At 70.4% G+C, this 15,659-nt stretch carries 15 protein-coding genes; 5 read left to right on the top strand and 10 right to left on the bottom strand.

What is annotated here, in order from left to right:
* The 6 genes from IEY12_RS09465 to IEY12_RS09440 form a co-directional block, all read right to left on the bottom strand.
* A complete protein-coding gene (locus tag IEY12_RS09465; RefSeq protein WP_188883149.1) occupies window positions 1–405 on the bottom strand; it encodes a DUF7555 family protein in 405 nt (134 codons plus the stop codon).
* Window positions 402–1,748: an ABC transporter ATP-binding protein gene (locus IEY12_RS09460; RefSeq protein ID WP_188883147.1), complete on the bottom strand. Its 1,347-nt coding sequence runs from the start codon at window positions 1,746–1,748 to the stop codon at window positions 402–404. Before IEY12_RS09460 ends, IEY12_RS09465 begins: the two co-directional genes overlap by 4 nt.
* Window positions 1,745–2,833 (bottom strand): ABC transporter ATP-binding protein, encoded by a 1,089-nt coding sequence (locus tag IEY12_RS09455; RefSeq protein ID WP_188883144.1) that lies wholly within the window; start codon window positions 2,831–2,833, stop codon window positions 1,745–1,747. Before IEY12_RS09455 ends, IEY12_RS09460 begins: the two co-directional genes overlap by 4 nt.
* Window positions 2,833–4,269 (bottom strand): ABC transporter permease, encoded by a 1,437-nt coding sequence (locus IEY12_RS09450; protein ID WP_188883142.1) that lies wholly within the window; start codon window positions 4,267–4,269, stop codon window positions 2,833–2,835. The genes IEY12_RS09455 and IEY12_RS09450 overlap by 1 nt, the downstream gene beginning before the upstream one ends.
* Before the next feature lie 3 nt (window positions 4,270–4,272).
* On the bottom strand, window positions 4,273–5,310 hold the full coding sequence (locus IEY12_RS09445; protein WP_188883134.1) for an ABC transporter permease: 1,038 nt from the start codon (window positions 5,308–5,310) through the stop codon (window positions 4,273–4,275).
* Between the two features lie 145 nt (window positions 5,311–5,455).
* Window positions 5,456–7,312, bottom strand: a complete 1,857-nt coding sequence (locus tag IEY12_RS09440; protein WP_188883132.1) for an ABC transporter substrate-binding protein — start codon at window positions 7,310–7,312, stop codon at window positions 5,456–5,458.
* A 155-nt stretch (window positions 7,313–7,467) separates the two neighbouring features.
* On the opposite strand from IEY12_RS09440, the gene IEY12_RS09435 reads away from it, so the two are divergent.
* From IEY12_RS09435 to IEY12_RS09415, 5 genes are all read left to right on the top strand, one after another.
* Window positions 7,468–7,638, top strand: a complete 171-nt coding sequence (locus tag IEY12_RS09435) for a DUF7556 family protein (protein ID WP_176969834.1) — start codon at window positions 7,468–7,470, stop codon at window positions 7,636–7,638.
* Window positions 7,639–7,677: 39 nt separating this feature from the next.
* Complete coding sequence (locus IEY12_RS09430; RefSeq protein ID WP_188883130.1) at window positions 7,678–8,100, top strand: PPC domain-containing DNA-binding protein; 423 nt, start codon at window positions 7,678–7,680, stop codon at window positions 8,098–8,100.
* Window positions 8,101–8,255: 155 nt separating this feature from the next.
* The gene (locus IEY12_RS09425; protein WP_188883128.1) at window positions 8,256–11,765 is read left to right on the top strand and encodes a DNA polymerase II large subunit; all 3,510 of its coding nucleotides are present in this window, start codon (window positions 8,256–8,258) and stop codon (window positions 11,763–11,765) included.
* 277 nt (window positions 11,766–12,042) lie between these two features.
* Window positions 12,043–12,312 (top strand): DUF7571 family protein, encoded by a 270-nt coding sequence (locus IEY12_RS09420; protein ID WP_188883118.1) that lies wholly within the window; start codon window positions 12,043–12,045, stop codon window positions 12,310–12,312.
* A 64-nt stretch (window positions 12,313–12,376) separates the two neighbouring features.
* Entirely contained in the window at window positions 12,377–12,664 is a 288-nt protein-coding gene (locus tag IEY12_RS09415) for a DUF7130 family rubredoxin-like protein (RefSeq protein ID WP_188883111.1), read from the top strand.
* Window positions 12,665–12,724: 60 nt separating this feature from the next.
* Here IEY12_RS09415 and IEY12_RS09410 read toward each other — a convergent pair whose 3' ends face one another.
* From IEY12_RS09410 to recJ, 4 genes are all read right to left on the bottom strand, one after another.
* The gene (locus IEY12_RS09410; protein WP_188883109.1) at window positions 12,725–13,084 is read right to left on the bottom strand and encodes a NifU family protein; all 360 of its coding nucleotides are present in this window, start codon (window positions 13,082–13,084) and stop codon (window positions 12,725–12,727) included.
* A 54-nt stretch (window positions 13,085–13,138) separates the two neighbouring features.
* Complete coding sequence (locus tag IEY12_RS09405) at window positions 13,139–13,465, bottom strand: DUF5783 family protein (RefSeq protein ID WP_188883107.1); 327 nt, start codon at window positions 13,463–13,465, stop codon at window positions 13,139–13,141.
* Window positions 13,466–13,533: 68 nt separating this feature from the next.
* Window positions 13,534–14,052, bottom strand: a complete 519-nt coding sequence (locus IEY12_RS09400; protein WP_188883101.1) for a GNAT family N-acetyltransferase — start codon at window positions 14,050–14,052, stop codon at window positions 13,534–13,536.
* Window positions 14,053–14,195: 143 nt separating this feature from the next.
* Window positions 14,196–15,632 (bottom strand): RecJ family nuclease, encoded by a 1,437-nt coding sequence (gene recJ, locus IEY12_RS09395; RefSeq protein ID WP_188883099.1) that lies wholly within the window; start codon window positions 15,630–15,632, stop codon window positions 14,196–14,198.
* Window positions 15,633–15,659 lie beyond the last annotated feature (27 nt).

The following is a 15,659-nucleotide window of genomic DNA, read 5'->3' as shown; positions in this document are numbered from 1 at the left end:
TCAGCCGCCGACGCCGGCGACGGCTTCGAGGAGGAAGGACGCCGCGAGCATCGCGACCCCGGACGCGACGAGGAGCACGCCCGACGGGACGCGCTCGGTGCCGGCGAGTTCGAAGCGGTCGGCTGGCGGGAGCGAGAGGACGGCGCGCCGGTAGCGCGTTCGCCCGCGCGCCGCGGTGGCCCGCTCGCCTGCCGCCTCGCTCGTCCGGCGTGTGCGCGGCCGGAGCAGCCACGTCCCGTAGCCGACGGCGAGCCACCCGCAGACGAACAGCCCGTACTTCGCGGCGACGAGCGGCCCGCCGAGGACGATGCCGACGGCGAGCGACGCACACCAGACGAGCGCGAGCGTGACGGCGGCGTACGTCGCCGCGTGGACCAGTCGGCCGACCCGGACACGTCCCCTCATCGTCGGTCGTGGTCGGCGAAGTACTCGCTCGGCGACTGGACGCCCGGCTCGTGGCGGTGACAGCGGCTGATTCGCCCCGACTCGCCGACGGCGTGCTCGGTCGGCGGGGCGCGCTCGCACTCGCTCCCGAACTCGTCGGCGAGCAGTCGCTCGGCGCCCTCGACGTCGCCGCTCGCCGCCCGCCCCGCCGCCGCATCGACGGTCCGCTCGACGCCGGCGGGCACGTCGAGGCCGGCGAACGCGTCAGAGATTACTTCCTCGACGTCCGCGTGCGGGTCGGCGAGTCCCGCGTACTGCGCGAGGCGTTCGAGCGCCCCGACTTCGGCGTTCGCGCGCTGGCGGAGCACGTCGCGGACGGCCTCCACGGCGTCCCAGACGTCGTCGTCGAGGCCTTCGTACGCCTCCGGCCGGATCTTCGCCGGACAGCGCGTGCTGAACCGACATCCCGAGGGTGGGTCGCGCGCGCTCGGCGGCGTTCCTCGGAGGGTGATGCGCGCCGTCTCCGTCGTGGGATCGGGGTCGGGGATCGCGGAGAGCAACGCGTGCGTGTAGGGGTTCGCGGGGTCGTCGAAGACGTCCGCGACGGGGCCGACCTCGAGCAACTGCCCGAGGTACAGCACGGCCACCCGGTCGCAGACGTGCTCGACGACGGAGAGGTCGTGCGCGATGAGGAGGTAGGTGAGGCCGAGATCGTCTTGGAGGTCCCCGAGGAGATTGAGGATCTTCGCCTGCACGGACGCGTCGAGCGCGCTCACCGGCTCGTCGAGCACGACGAACTCCGGTTCGAGGGCGAGGGCGCGCGCGATGCCGACGCGCTGGCGCTGGCCTCCGGAGAACTGGTGGGGGTAGCGGTAGTAGTGCTCCTCCGCGAGGCCGACGCGTTCGAGGAGGTCACGAACGCGCTCGCGGCGCTCGCGCGGCGTCCGCCAGCCGTGGACGTCGAGCGGCTCCTTCACGAGCTCGCCGACGGGCAGCCGCTCGTTCAGGCTCGACTCGGGGTCCTGAAACACCATCTGGGCGTTCCGCCGCCACGCCCGCAACTCGTCGCCCGAGAGCGCCGTCACGTCCGTTCCCGCGTACTCGACGCGGCCGCCGGTCGCCTGTTCGAGGCGCACGAGCGTCCGGCCGAGCGTCGTCTTCCCCGACCCCGACTCGCCGACCAGCCCGAGCGTCTCGCCCTTCTCGATGTCGAGGCTGACGCCGTCGACGGCCTTCACGGGCGTCCCGCCGAACCGCCCCGTCTCGCCGTAGTACGTCCGCAGGTCCGCGACGCGGACGAGCGTCTCGCCCGCCTCGACGTCGCTGTGGTGTTCGGGGGTTCCCGCGCCGAACGCGTCGGTCATTCGGTATCGCCCTCCGCGCCCGTGCGAGTGTCGCGCTCGCGGTGGCGCTCGACCGCTTCGTCCCGCGTGGCGTCCGCCGGGTAGTGGAGGCAGGCGGCGGTGTGGTCGTCCGCGTCCGCGCTCACGGCGACGCCGGTCGGGTGGACGCTGTGGCAGGCGTCGAACGCCCGCGGACAGCGCGGCGCGAACCGACAGGCCGTCGCGGGCTCGGTCGGCGTCGGCACCTCGCCCTCGATGGCCGCGAGGCGCTCGCCGCGCGCCGTCCGCGCCGGAACCGCGTCGAGCAGCCCCTGCGTGTAGGGGTGTTTCGGGCGCTCGAAGAGGTCGACGACGCCCGCGCGCTCGACGATCTCGCCCGCGTACATGACGTTCACGCGGTCGCAGACCTCCGCGACGACGCCCATGTCGTGCGTGATGAAGAGGACGGCGAGGTCGCGCTCCGCCCGGAGGTCGTCGAGGAGGTCGAGGATCTGGGCTTGGGTGGTGACGTCGAGCGCGGTCGTCGGTTCGTCGCAGACGAGGAGGTCGGGGTCGCAGGCGAGCGCGATCGCGATGACCGCGCGCTGGCACATCCCCCCGGAGAACTCGTGGGGGTACGCCTCGGCGCGACGCGCCGCGTCCGGGATGCCGACGTCCTCGAGGAGCTCGACGGCTTTCTCCCGCGCCGCCGCCCCGCGCAGGCCCCGGTGGATGCGCAGCGCCTCCTCGATCTGGTTCCCGACCGTGTAGACGGGGTTCAGCCGCGAGAGCGGGTCCTGAAACACCATCGCGATGCGGCCGCCGCGCACGTCGCGCCACTCCGACTCGGTGTTGTCCGTGAGTTCCGCGCCGTCGAGACGGACGGAGCCGCCGACGACCCGGCCCGGGTCCTCGACCAGCCCCACGAGCGAGCGCGCCGTCACGGACTTCCCGGCGCCCGACTCACCGACGAGGCCGACCGTCTCCCCGCGCTCGACGTCGAAGGAGACGCCGTCGACCGCGCGCACCGTCCCCGTCTCCGTGGCGAACGTCGTCCGGAGGTTCTCGACGCGGAGCAGGGGGTCGTCGTCGCGTGCGCCGCCCGCCGTCGTCCCGTCCTCACGCATTATCGGGTCCCTCCGGTCGCCGCCGCTTCCGCGGATGCGTCGCCCTCGCTCCGGGGGTCGATGGCGTCCCGAACGCCGTCGCCGAGCGCGTTGAACCCGACGACGACGAGCGTGATGGCCAGCCCCGGGAGCACCGAGATGTGCCACGACGGCGAGACGACGTACTGCTGGCCGATGGCGACGGCGCGCCCCCACTCCGGCGTCGGCGCGTGGATGCCGAGGCCGAGGTAGGAGAGCCCCGCCGTGCCGATCATGATGCCGCCGATGCCCATGGAGGCGTAGACGAGGAGGTAGCCGACGACGAACGGCGCGACGTGCCTGCCGAGGAGCGTCGGCACGCCCTCGCCGAACGACCGCGCGGCGTCCACCCAGTCGCTCTCGACCGCCTGCAACGCCGGTCCGCGCACGGCGCGCCAGAGCCCCGGCCACCCCCAGAAGCCGAAGACGAGCGCGAGCACGAGCGCGCCGCTGTACACCCCCGCGATCCACGTCCCTGAGAGGACGACGCCGAGCATGATGACGACGAGCAGGCGCGGCATCGCCTGCACGGAGTCGCTCGCCAGCACGGTCACGAGGTCGAAGACGCCCCGGTAGTAGGCGCTGAGGAGCGCGAGCGCGAGCGCGACGACGGCGCTGATGGCGGTCGCGAGCAGGCCGACGAACAGCGAGACGCGCGCGCCCGCCGCCATGAACGTGAAGAGGTCCTTTCCCGAGGGGAGCGTCCCGACCGGGTGGAAGCGCCCGAAGCGGTCGTAGGCGCCGATACCGACGTTCTGCCCCGCGCCCCGGGAGGCCGACCGGAGGTTCGCCAGCCCGACGCTCGTCGTCTGCACGCCGCCGTCGTAGTACGCTATCTGGTGGTCGTAGGGGTTCGCGATGTTCCGGTCGACGGTCGTCGGGCCGAGCGTCGGCGCGAACACCGCGAGGACGACGAACGCGAGGACGACGACCAGCCCGAAGCGCCCCCAGTCGTGGCCCCGGAAGCGGTCGACGGCGTCGTCGGTCGGCGTCCACGCCGCGTAGCGGTAGCGCTCGCGGAAGACGAGGTAGCCCCGCCAGCACCACCCGATGACGGCGGCGGCGTACGCGTAGACGAGGGCGACGCGGAGCGCCCAGACGACGGCGGGCGCGAGTCCCATGAACGTCCCGTGCCACGCGCCGTCCGGCGTCCGATACCCCCGGTTGTCGAGCCACGCCCGCGAGAGGAGCGTCGGGAGGTCGGCGAGGGCGTTTCCGGCGGCCGCGACGGCGTGACAGACGCCGCCGAGCCAGCCGAAGGCGGCCGCCCACGGCCAACTCGTGACGAAGCTCGCGAGCGCGCCGGCCTCCACGGCGAGGAGGCACGCGAGGACGAGCGCCCAGCGCGCGGCCGGCCACGGGTCGGCGCGGACGCGCTCACGGAGGCCTTCTCCCTCGACGGTCTCGTGTTCACTCATGAGTCAGTCGTAGCCGACACGCGGGTCGACGAGCGTGTAGAGCAGGTCCTGTACGACGTTCATCCCGACGACGATGACGATGAAGACGAACATGAGCGCGCCGGCGAGCGGGATGTCGCCCTGCGTCATCGCGCGGAAGAAGAGGTAGCCGATGCCGTTGATGCCGAAGACGTACTCGACGAGGACGCTCCCGCCGACGAGGAGGAACGCCTCCGCGCTGATGACGGGGATGAGCGGGACGAGCGCGTTCCGGAAGACGTGTTTCCAGACGATCGCGCGCCCGGAGACGCCCTTCGCGCGCGCCAGCTCGACGTAGTTCGCGTGCGTCGCCTCCAGCATCGCCGTCCGCGCGATGCGCATCTCGTTGCCCATGCTCGCGGAGCCGAGGACGACGGAGGCGGGGAGCGTCATCTTCAGCGCGACGAGGAACTGGTGGGCGTCCACGCTCGGGACGAGGCCGGTCCACGTCACGAGCCCGTCGAGCGGCGGCGCGCCGACGACCGTCGTCTCGACGAGCCACGTCCCCCACGCGAACGCGCCGCCCGTGATGGCTCCGGAGCGCGAGAGGGCGGTCATCAGGACGACGGCGAGCCAGAAGTTCGGCATCGCGCGCCAGACGATTCCGCCGAGGCTCGCGACGTAGTCGGCGGGCGTGTTCGGGTTCAGCCCGGCGTAGAAGCCCAGCGGGATGCCGACGAACAGCGGGAGGAGGACCGCCCAGAACCCCATCCAGAGCGTGCGGGGCGCGTAGTCGAGGATGACCGCGTAGACGTCCGTGTTCGGGCTGATGACGTAGGACTCCCCGAGGCCGAACGTCAGCACGCCCGTCATGAACTCGAGGTACTGACTCCAGAGCGGCTCGTTCAGGCCGAGCCGGGCTTCGAGACGCGCTATCTCCGCGGGCGTCGCGCCCTGCCCGAGTATCGACGCGGCCGGATTGACGGGCCCGGCGTAGAGGAGGAGGAACGTCAGCGACGTCCCGAACAGCACGACCGGCACCGCGAGGACGAGGCGCTTCGCGAGGTACGCCCACCGCCTCACGGGTCGACACCTCGGCCTCCGGCGGGCGCGGTCATCGGTACGCGTGAGCTAACCCGCTTGCGGTAATTATTCCTTCCGCTCGGGGGAGCGCGACGTGACGGGAGGCCGTCTACCCGGCGGAACGCGGCCGCTCGGCCGCGCTCGACTACCGGTACTGGCTCCGGTCGCCGACGCTGAGCTCGTCGAAGCGCATGTTCGACGACCCCATCGCGCCCGTGCGCTCCTTCTCGAGCCACGGGTAGTCCATGTGGTGGGCGACGGAGAAGAACAGCGGGACGATGACCGCGTCCTCCATCCACGCGCGCTCCATCGTCCGATAGGCCTCCGAGCGCGTCTCTGCGGCCGCCTCCGACGGCCCGAGGCTGTCCTGAATCCGGTCCCACGCGTTCGCGGCGCGCTCGGCGGCCGCCGTCCCGAACCAGTCGTAGTAGGACGTCGCGGAGGGGTCGCTCGTCCGCGTGGACGGCGGGTTGACCAACTGGAGGAAGTTCGTCGCGGCGGGGTAGTCCGCGCTCCACCCGGACGAGACCACGTCGACGTTGCCGTTCCGGAGGCGGGTGAGCATCGTCGACTGCTGTGGTTGCTCGATGGTGACGTCCATGTGCGCGGAGCTGAGCAGGTCGCGTACGAGCGTACCGAGCTGTCGGTAGGTGTCGCCCTGATAGAGCGTGAGCGTCAGATCGAACGTCTCCGAGTCGTCGTAGCCCGCGTCCGCCATGACGCGGCGCGCCTCGTCGAGGCGGGTCTCGGTGTCGACGCCGTAGGGGTAGTGCTCGGCCGCGAAGGCGGACTGGGCGTCGGGGCCGCCGGGGAAGAGGCCGGGCGGCGTGAGCGTGTGCGCGGGGTTGTAGCGGTCCTTGAACAGCTCCGAGACGACCGTCTGCTGGCTGACCGCGTAGGAGACGGCTCGCCGGACGGGCTTCGGGACGTTCTGACAGTTGAACGCGAGCCAGTACGTGCTGAGTTCGTCCACCGCGTAGTAGGGGACGGTCAGGCCGTTCTCGAGCGGGCCGTACTCGCCGTATCGCCGCCCGCGCTCGTCCGTGCCCTCGATGGTGCGCTTCGACGCGTCCCACTTGGACGGCGGGACGTAGGGGTTGTCGGCGTTCATGTTGAGCGTCGCGTACGCGTATCGCGCGCTCGTTCGCTCGAGGACCTGCATGTGGACGCCGTCCACCGCGGGGCCGTCCCCCCAGTAGTCGTCGCGCGCGGCGAGGTCGATGGAGACGGAGCGCCGCCACGCGTCGAGGGTGAACGGGCCGGAGCCGACCGGGTTCTCGGTGGCGAACGCCGACTGACTCAGCTCCCCCTCGTAGCCGTCGATGTCGCCGACGATTCCCTCCGGAACCGCCGCGAACCCCCGGTAGGCGAGGATTCGCAGCGCCGCGAAGTTCGGCTGCGCGAGCGTGACTTCGAGCGTGTGCTCGTCGACGGCCGTCACGGCCATCGAGTCCGGCACGTAGCGCTCGACCTCGCGGCCGTCGTCGGTCGTCGCCGTCGTCGTCTCGTGCTCGATGCCGAGGTTGTCGAGGAGGAAGCCCGCGCGCTTCGAGTTGGGGGAGGCGGCGAGGCGCTCCCACGCGTAGACGAAGTCGCCCGCGGTGACGGGGTCGCCGGTGCTGTACGTGGCGTCTTCGGCGAGGTGGAACGTGTAGGTCCGCCCGTCGTCGGAGACCTCGTAGTCGGTCGCGAGGAGGGTCTCGACGTCGACTTCGCCGTTCGGGTAGTCGGTGAGTGTCTCGAAGAGCTGCTGAATGACGTAGCCGGAGGCCTCGTCGACGAACGCGACGGGGTCGAACGTCGAGACGGAGCTGTTGATCATCGAGAACGTATTCTCCCCGACGTCCCCGCCGGACGCCGTCGCGTCCGTCGTCCGGGTAGCGGCCGTCGTCGTGGCGGTCTCACCCTCGTTTCCGCCACAGCCCGCAAGCGCGGCGGCCGTCGCCGCCCCCCCGGTCGCCTGCAGGAACCGACGGCGTGAAAGATTGCCAGAAATTGTCATCCGGCAACTTTTTACTGTCGGTTGTGCTTAAATTTGCCGCTCGATATATTTTTAAATTTATCTACCATTCGGCGCCCGTCCGGCGCTCCCCGCGAGGGGCGCTGTCCTCCGCATCAATGAATTTAAGTACACCGTGGCACGTGGTACTAATTGACATGGCATCCGATACGACCGTCGTGCCGAGCGCGTCCAGCGCCGGTGAGGTCATGGCCGCCGTCGACGACGACGGCGGGGTGGAGCGCTTCGTCATCGCCGACGTCTCCGCGGAGGAGGCGTGGCTCGCCGCACCCACCGGGGAGGCGAAGCCGCTCGCATCGATGCGTTAACCCGGTCCTTTTTCTCGCCCGCCGCCGACCCCTCCGAGTATGGACGCACGGGAAGTCACGGGCGAGCGCGAGTTCGCCGTCCGCTTCGACCACGGCGAGGAGTGGATCGCGGAGATCGAGTCGTTCGCCACCGCCGCCGACGTCGACGCCGGGTGGTTCAGCGCCACCGGCGCCGTCGTCGACGCCGAAATCGCCGTCTACGATCAGGACGACTTCGCGTACGAGACCGTCACCTACGACGAACCGCTCGAGGTCGCCGCCTGCACCGGCACCATCGCGCTCGACGACGACGGCGACGTCGGCGTCGACGCGCACGTCGTCCTCTCGCGGCCCTCCGGGCAGACCGTCTCCGGCGCGCTCGTCCGCGCCACCGTCTTCGACGCCGAACTCTACTGTCGCACCTTCGAGGACGCGCTCACTCGCGAGCGCGACACCGCGAGCGGCCGGGAGCTGTGGGAGTGACCGCGGCGCCTCGCTAGCGAGGCGCCGCGAAAAGGCGAGCGTCGAGCGAAGTGAGGCGCGAGCGACCCGCCGCCGAGTGAGGGGTCGCGACGACGCGGGTCCGAACGAACACAACCCTCAATAGCCTCAGCGCTGTACCCTTTGTGGACCACCGAATGCGCCCGGAAGACGACGCCTACTTCGAGGGACTCGAGTCGCGACTTGACGAGGCGTTCGCCGTCGCGGAGGAGGCGAAGACTCGCGGGGAGGACCCCGTCCCCGAGGTCGAGATTCCGGTCGCGAAGGACATGGCGGACCGCGTCGAGAACATCCTCGGCATCGAGGGCGTCGCCGAGCGCGTGCGCGACCTCGAGGGCGAGATGGGCCGCGAGGAGGCGGCGCTCGCGCTCGTCGAGGACTTCGTCGAGGGCACCGTCGGCGACTACGACACGCGCGCCGGGAAGATCGAGGGCGCGGTCCGGACCGCCGTCGCCCTCCTGACCGAGGGCGTCGTCGCGGCGCCCATCGAGGGCATCGACCGCGTCGAGTTGCTGCAGAACGACGACGGCACGGAGTTCGTGAACGTCTACTACGCGGGGCCGATCCGCTCCGCCGGCGGCACCGCCCAAGCCCTCAGCGTGCTCGTCGCCGACTATGCGCGCTCCCTGCTGGGTATCGAGGAGTACGGCGCTCGCGCCGACGAGGTGGAGCGCTACGCCGAGGAGGTCTCGCTCTACGACGACGAGACGGGCCTCCAGTACTCGCCGAAGGACGAGGAGACGAGGTTCATCGCCGAGCACATGCCCATCATGCTCGACGGTGAGGCGACGGGCGACGAGGAGGTGTCGGGCTTTCGCGACCTCGAGCGCGTCGACACGAACTCCGCGCGCGGCGGGATGTGTCTCGTGCTCGCGGAGGGCATCGCCCTGAAGGCCCCGAAGATACAGCGCTACACGCGCCAACTCGACGAGGTGGAGTGGCCGTGGCTGCAGGACCTCATCGACGGCACGTACTACGACGGGGGCGACGACGCGGCCGACGCGGACGAGGACGAGGGCGACGACGGCGAGGACGAGGCGACCCCCGAGGAACCCGACGACGCCCCGGACGGCCCGCCGCGCGTCGACCCCGACAGCAAATTCCTCCGCGACCTCATCGCCGGCCGCCCGGTCTTCGGCCACCCCTCCGAAGCGGGGGGCTTCCGCCTGCGATACGGCCGCGCGCGCAACCACGGCTTCGCGACGGCGGGCGTCCACCCCGCGACGATGCACGTCGTCGACGACTTCCTCGCGACCGGCACGCAGATCAAGACCGAGCGCCCGGGGAAGGCGGGCGGCGTCGTCCCCGTCGACTCCATCGAGGGGCCGACCGTGAAGCTCGCGAACGGCGACGTCCGGCGCATCGACGACCCCGAGGAGGCGCTCGAAGTCCGGAACGGCGTCGTCGAGATCCTCGACTTGGGCGAGTACCTCGTCAACTACGGCGAGTTCGTCGAGAACAATCACCCGCTCGCGCCCGCGGGCTGGACGGTGGAGTGGTGGGAACAGGCACTCAAAGCGGACGGCGCGGACGTGCAGGCCCTCCGGGATTCGCCGTACGTCGACCTCGCGGACCCGGACGCCGAACAGGCCCTGTCGTGGGCTGCCGACTACGACACGCCGCTCCACCCCCAGTACACCTACTGCTGGCACGACCTCACGCTTGAGGACTTCCTCGCGCTCGCGGACGCCGTCGACGGCGCCGCCGTGCAGGCCGACACCCTCCGGGTCCCGAACACCGAGGGCGCGCGCGACGCCCTCGAACGCCTCCTCGTCGAGCACTCGCAGAGCGACGCGACGCTCACCGTCGCGGACTGGCGCCCGCTCGTCCGCACGATGGGCTTCGACGACGACCTCGAGCGCGAGTGGGCGCCCGACGACCTCCCCGAGGCGGCCCGCGAGTGGCCGAACGCGATGCGGGCCGTCGAGGCCGTCGCGCCCTTCGCCGTCCGGGAGCGCGCCCCGACGCGCATCGGGAACCGGATGGGTCGCCCGGAGAAATCCGAATCGCGCGACCTCTCGCCCGCCGTCCACACGCTCTTCCCCATCGGCGACGCCGGCGGCAGTCAGCGCTCCTTCCGCGAGGCCGCCGACTACGCGCCCGACATGCGCGCCGAGCAGGGCCTCGTCGACGTCCAACTCGGCGAGCGCGCGTGCCCGGACTGCGGGGAGCACACCTACAAGCCCCGCTGTGAGTCCTGTGGCGCGTGGACCGACCCCCACTACGAGTGCGAGGACTGCGGCATCGTCGCCGAACCCGACGAGTCCGGCCGCGTCGAGTGCCCGCGCTGCGAGCGCGAACTCGACAACGTCGAGCGCCAAACGGTGGACGTTCGCGACGCCTACCGCGAGGCGCTGCAGGCCGTCGGCGAGCGCGAGAGCGCCTACGACATCCTGAAGGGCGTGAAGGGGCTCACCTCCACGGAGAAGGTCCCCGAGCCCATCGAGAAGGGCGTCCTCCGCGCGAAACACGGCGTCACCACGTTCAAGGACGGCACCGTCCGCTACGACATGACGGACCTCCCCGTCACCTCGGTGCGGCCCGCCGAACTCGACGTCACCGTCGAGGACTTCCGCGAACTCGGCTACACGGCGGACGTCAACGGCGACCCCCTCCAGCACGACGACCAACTCGTCGAGTTACGGGTGCAGGACATCGTCCTCCCCGACGGCGCCGCCGAGCACATGCTCAAGACCGCGGACTTCGTCGACGAGCTCTTGGAGGACTACTACGGCCTCGAGCCCTTCTACGACGTCGCGGAGCGCCAGGACCTCGTCGGCGAACTCGTCTTCGGGATGGCGCCCCACACGTCGGCCGCCGTCGTCGGCCGCGTCGTCGGCTTCACGTCTGCGGCTGTCGGCTACGCGCATCCGTACTTTCACGCCGCGAAGCGCCGCAACTGCGACGGTGACGAGGACTGCGTGATGCTCCTCATGGACGGCCTCCTCAACTTCTCGAAGTCCTACTTGCCCGACAAGCGCGGCGGGCAGATGGACGCGCCGCTCGTGATGTCCTCGCGCATCGACCCGACGGAGATCGACGACGAGGCGCACAACATGGACGTCGTCGAGCGCTACCCCCTCGAGTTCTACGAGGCGACCCGCGAGATGGCGGACCCCGAGGACGTCGACATCACCATCGCCGAGGAGTCGCTCGGCACGGACGAGGAGTACACGGGTTTCGCGCACACGCACGACACGACCGACATCGCGCTCGGGCCCGACCTCTCGGCGTACAAGACGCTCGGGTCGATGATGGAGAAGATGGACGCCCAACTCGAGTTAGCCAGAAAGCTCCGCGCCGTCGACGAGACGGACGTCGCCGAGCGCGTCATCGAGGGCCACTTCCTCCCGGACCTCATCGGGAACCTCCGAGCGTTCAGCCGGCAGGAGACGCGCTGTCTCGACTGCGGGGAGAAGTATCGCCGAATGCCTCTCTCTGGTGACTGCCGGGAGTGCGGCGGCCGCGTCAACCTCACCGTCCACGAGGGCTCCGTGAACAAGTACATGGACACCGCGATTCAGGTCGCCGAGGAGTACGACTGTCGCGAGTACACGAAACAGCGCCTCGAAGTCCTCGAGGCCTCCCTCGAATCCGTCTTCGAGGACGACCACAACAAGCAGTCCGGCATCGCGGACTTCATGTAGGACTTTTTGCCGTGAGCGGTCGCGCGGAGCGCGACCCGAACGGCAAAGACCTCCACTAAAATGGCCGCGAGCGCCGTCGCCGTCGCGGTGGTCGCGCTCGGTCGCGCCGTGTACCGCCGGTCAACCTCTCGACGGTCTCCGTCCCGTTCTACACCGTCGGGGCGCTCCGAGCCGGCGTCGGCGACCGTCCCGCCGTCTCGCCCGTCGGGTTCACGACCGCGACGCCGTCGGGCGGTATCTATATGTGCATCGGTCACACACCCCAGTACGTACCGCTATGCAACCGTGTCAGAACTGTCAGTCGGTCATCGACGAGTACGTCCTGGACAAACATCTCGACGGCTTGCGAGACCTCACGGTCGACGATTTCAACGTCTGTGCGGACTGTGCGACCGTGGTCGCTGATGCGTGCGTGGAGTGCGGCGGTGCGGTCTACGTTCCCCGGAGCGAGACGGCGACGCCCGACTACTGTCCGGCGTGCCGTGCGGACCTCATCGAGCGGACCGGCCACGACCCCGGCTGGAACCGCGAGCCCGCCCGGCTCTGAGCGGGCGCGCGACCCCCCTCGCCGGCGGTTGCTTTTAACTCCCGGGCCGGCGAACCACCGGCGTATGAGTGAGGAGAACCCGGTCAAACTCGGTACTGCGGTCTACGACGAGGACGGCGACGAGATCGGCGTCGTTCGCGGCTTCAACGAGGACGGCTTCTTCGTGACGACCCGCGAGGGCGCGGCGTCCTTCAGCGTCGAACACGAGCACACGCCCCACGATCTCGGCGAGGCCGAGCTCCTCTGGCGCTGTTCGGACTGCGGGGAGGTCGGCGACATCGAGGAGCTCCCCGAGTCCTGTCCGTCCTGCGACGCCCCGAAGGAACACCTCTACTACTGGACGGAGGACTGACGGACGCGACGCTCGTCGGCGCTCGAAAAAACGAACTCGAATCGCCGCGAGAAGCGCGCCTTAGAAGGGGGCCTGCGGGCCTTCGTCACCCTCGGCGTCCTCGTCGGTGGTCTCGCCGGGGAAGGAGGGGCTCATGCCGCCGCCGTGGCCGCCGTCGCCGCCCATGCCGGTGTCGGCGTTGACCTTCTCGACTTCGGGAATCTCCTGCGTCATCCGGGCCTTGATGGCCTGAATCGTCATCGGGGAGATCCCGCATCCGGAACACGCACCGCTGAGCTGGATGTCGACCTCACCGGTCTCGCGGTCGATGTTCGTGATGGAGGCGCTCCCACCGTGCATCTGGATCTGCGGGAAGTTCCGTCGGAGGAAACTCGTGACGCGGTCCTCTAGGTCGTCCCCGGACTGGCCCTCGGTGCTCATGTGTGCGAGTAGGTGATTCGCGGCCTTATGCTTTTGGTTGGTTGCCGTTCCGGCCTACTCCGCCTCGAAGTCGAAGACGACGCGGAGCTGGTGTTTGATGCCGTCGACGTAGAGGTCGAGGAGCTCGCTCGCCTTCTCCTCGCTCGCGACGACGTCCTTGAGGCGTGTGATGGGGTTCTCTGGGAGCTCGACGCTGAACTCGCCGTCGCCCTCGTAGTGGGGCTCGCTCTCGTTGAGCACCTGCTGGTCGAGCGCGTGGACGAGCGTGCTGTCGTACTCGGCGTTCAGGTCGTTGAACGCGCGCTTGTATGCGGTCTGGAGCTGCGGGAAGTAGTCGGTGTACTTCTTCTCCTCGAACTCCTCGGGCGTGAACTCGGCCATAACCGGGTCTTCCGCCCGTGGCGATAAAAGCCGGACGGTCCACCGCCGATAAACTCCACTACGCTATATCAAACCTGCCTCGTCATGGTGATTTCGAAGCGCCCGCGCTCGGCGACGTCGAAGCCGAAGCGCCGGTAGAGCGCGCGCGCACACCGATTCGACGGCTCGACGGCCAGCCAGACCCGACCGCCGCCCGCGCTCCGGTGCGCACCGAGCAGCCCACGGAGGAGGCCGGTACCGACGCCGACGCCGCGCGCGTCCGGGGCGACGAAGACGGCGAGCTCGTGGCCGTCGCCGCTTTCGAGGAGTGCGGCGTGGCCGACCGTTCGGCCGTCGCGTCGGGCGACGACGCTCCGTCCCGCGAGGAGCGTGTCGACCCACTCGTTGCGCTCCTCGCGGCGCGCGGGTGGGAGGCCCTGCGCTCGGTCCGTCGGGTCGAAGCGGCCGTACATCGCGCGGAGCGCGGCGGCGTCGCTCGCCGTGGCGGTGTCGATGGTGACGCGCTCGCCGTCGGCGTCGAGGAAACTGTGGGACGGTTCGCGGAGTCGTTCGTCGGGCGTCGTTGTCCGTGTCGTGCTCTGGGTCATGTGGGTGGCGTGCTCGGGTCCGGGGGTCGCTGGTCGCGGCGGCGGCGCTGGCTTCGGGTGTGGGTCGCGTCGTGTGCTCCTACTGCTGGTGCTGCCATACTCGCGCCAACGAACTACCGCCACAAAACTATAACGGTCTTTAATTACGTTTCGAGTTGGTCGCCGACGGCGGCGTCCGCCGCCGCGACGAACGCCTCCTCCCGGCCCTTCGGCACCGTCGCGCCCGCGGCGACCTCGTGTCCGCCCCCGTCGCCGCCGACCGCGCGCGACGCCTCCCGCGCCACCGCAGAGAGGTCGAGGCCGCGTTCCACGAGGCGTGGCGTCCCGCGCATCGACACCTTCACCGCCTCGCCCTCCACGTCCTCCGCGTCGGCCGCCTCCTTGTTCGCGAACGCGATGACCGGCACGCCCGCGTCCACGTCGTCCTCGCCCATCGCCATTCCCGCGACGATTCCCACGACCGTCTCCGGGAGCCGATCACCGACGTGGAACCACTGGACGTGCTCCGCCCTCGTGACGCCGACCTCGCGGACGACGTTCACGCCCGTCGCGAGCGTCCGCCGGTGCTCGCGGAGCAGTTCGTGCGCCTCCCGGAGCGCCTCCCCCCGGTCGCCCGTACAGACCGCGAGACCGACGTCCGCGCGCTCGTAGCGCGCCGTCGCGTTCAACAGCGTCGAGAACTCGCTCGCGTCGCGCAGCTCCGTCCCGGGTTCCTCCTCGGTGAGCGTGTACGTCGTTCCGACGAGCGACTCCACCTCCTCGGGGTCGACGCCCGTCCGTATCGCGCGCTGGACGAGCGCGCTCACCACCGTCCGGCGGTCCTCGACCGTCAACTCCGCCCACGTCTTCCACTCGCCGTCCTCCCTGCAGTCGGCGTCGAGGCCGTCGAGGAAGCGCAGCGCGCCGTTCCGGTCGCCCGTGATGCCGGGGATGGGCACGTCGCTCGCGTACGCGAGGAGCTTCGGGAGCGCGCGCGTCTGCGTCCCGAACACCGCGAGGTCCTTCCCGACCGCCAGCACACCCGCGTCGACGCCCTCCTCGACGATGCCGGCGTTCGCGCCGACGAGCTCTCCTTCGACGGTCTGCATGTCGCCCACCGCGCCGACGACGGCGAGCGCCGCCAGGTCGCGGTTGTCCACGCGCTCGTCCTCGGCGCCGAGCGCGCGCGCGACGCAGTAGGCCGCGCCCGCCCCGGAGAGCTCGCTCCCGCCGTCGAGCCCCTCCAAGAGGGGGTTCACGTGGTACTCGGTCTCGGCGTCCGCCGGCTGGTGGTGGTCGGCGACGACGGGGTCGAAGGCGTCGTACTCGGTGATGACGTCCAGCTGGCCGCTCCCGTAGTCCGTGAAGAAGACCGTGTCGTACCCCGCCTCTGCGTAGCGCTCGATGGCGCTCCGGTCGAGTTGCTTCTCGAAGGCGACGTCGTGTGCGATGCCGGCGCGTTCTAAAGCGGTGGTGGCGACGCCGGCGCTCGTCAGGCCGTCCGCGTCGATGTGCGACGTGAGGAGGAGGTCGTCGGCCTCGCGGAGGCGCGCGGCGCACCGCGCGGCCCGCGCTTCGAGTTCGGGGACGGGCGCGTTCATCACCCCGAAGTAGGCCGCTCGCGCGGA

The organism is Halarchaeum grantii (assembly GCF_014647455.2).
Lineage (GTDB): Archaea > Halobacteriota > Halobacteria > Halobacteriales > Halobacteriaceae > Halarchaeum > Halarchaeum grantii.
The sequence above is the reverse complement of the archived record's forward strand: the minus strand, read 5'-3'. Positions and strand labels throughout refer to the sequence as shown.

Bases quoted from the DNA above. Each gene is read 5' to 3' on its own strand.
- IEY12_RS09465 (WP_188883149.1), bottom strand. From the start codon at position 405: ATGAGGGGACGTGTCCGGGTCGGCCGACTGGTCCACGCGGCGACGTAC.
- IEY12_RS09400 (WP_188883101.1), bottom strand. From the start codon at position 14,052: ATGACCCAGAGCACGACACGGACAACGACGCCCGACGAACGACTCCGC.
- IEY12_RS09420 (WP_188883118.1), top strand. From the start codon at position 12,043: ATGCAACCGTGTCAGAACTGTCAGTCGGTCATCGACGAGTACGTCCTG.
- IEY12_RS09430 (WP_188883130.1), top strand. From the start codon at position 7,678: ATGGACGCACGGGAAGTCACGGGCGAGCGCGAGTTCGCCGTCCGCTTC.
- IEY12_RS09425 (WP_188883128.1), top strand. From the start codon at position 8,256: ATGCGCCCGGAAGACGACGCCTACTTCGAGGGACTCGAGTCGCGACTT.
- IEY12_RS09440 (WP_188883132.1), bottom strand. From the start codon at position 7,312: ATGACAATTTCTGGCAATCTTTCACGCCGTCGGTTCCTGCAGGCGACC.
- IEY12_RS09405 (WP_188883107.1), bottom strand. From the start codon at position 13,465: ATGGCCGAGTTCACGCCCGAGGAGTTCGAGGAGAAGAAGTACACCGAC.
- IEY12_RS09410 (WP_188883109.1), bottom strand. From the start codon at position 13,084: ATGAGCACCGAGGGCCAGTCCGGGGACGACCTAGAGGACCGCGTCACG.
- IEY12_RS09455 (WP_188883144.1), bottom strand. From the start codon at position 2,833: ATGCGTGAGGACGGGACGACGGCGGGCGGCGCACGCGACGACGACCCC.
- IEY12_RS09415 (WP_188883111.1), top strand. From the start codon at position 12,377: ATGAGTGAGGAGAACCCGGTCAAACTCGGTACTGCGGTCTACGACGAG.
- IEY12_RS09435 (WP_176969834.1), top strand. From the start codon at position 7,468: ATGGCATCCGATACGACCGTCGTGCCGAGCGCGTCCAGCGCCGGTGAG.
- IEY12_RS09460 (WP_188883147.1), bottom strand. From the start codon at position 1,748: ATGACCGACGCGTTCGGCGCGGGAACCCCCGAACACCACAGCGACGTC.
- recJ (WP_188883099.1), bottom strand. From the start codon at position 15,632: ATGAACGCGCCCGTCCCCGAACTCGAAGCGCGGGCCGCGCGGTGCGCC.
- IEY12_RS09450 (WP_188883142.1), bottom strand. From the start codon at position 4,269: ATGAGTGAACACGAGACCGTCGAGGGAGAAGGCCTCCGTGAGCGCGTC.